The organism is Nocardioides abyssi (assembly GCF_030412915.1).
Lineage (GTDB): Bacteria > Actinomycetota > Actinomycetes > Propionibacteriales > Nocardioidaceae > Nocardioides > Nocardioides abyssi.
Genome location: NZ_JAUHJR010000036.1, coordinates 1 through 415, shown reverse-complemented (window position 1 = coordinate 415; position 415 = coordinate 1). Strand labels below are relative to the sequence as shown.

Sequence of the window (415 nt, the reverse complement as noted above, 5' to 3'; positions counted from 1 at the left end):
CGAGGGCGGCGGCGCCCGGGGTGCCGATCATGCTCACCGGCGGCATCCGCACGCGGGCGGCGATGCAGGCCCTGCTCGACTCCGGCGCCGTGGACCTGGTGGGGCTGGGCCGACCGCTGGCCATCGACCCCGAGCTGCCGGGCAAGCTGCTCGCCGGTGACCCCGGCGCCGAGCTGCCGGCCTACCGCCTGCCGACCGTGGCCGGGGTGGCGGGGGAGTCGGAGTGGTACGAGACGCAGCTGCGCCGCATCGGCGCCGGGCGGGACGTGCACCCCGGCCTCAGCGCCGTGCGCGCGGCCTCGGGGTTCGTCACCGGGGAGGCCGTGCGCGGCCTGCGGGAGCGCCGCCGCCGTCTGGCGCTGGCCGCGACGGCGGGGCCCCCGGCAGGTGGAGCCGCGTCAGATCTCTAGAAGAA

1 pseudogene is annotated in these 415 nt (G+C 78.6%); it reads left to right on the top strand.

From position 1 onward, the window contains the following. A pseudogene (locus QWY29_RS19785) lies at positions 1–410 on the top strand (hypothetical protein); the annotation flags it as partial. Positions 411–415: the final 5 nt, after the last annotated feature.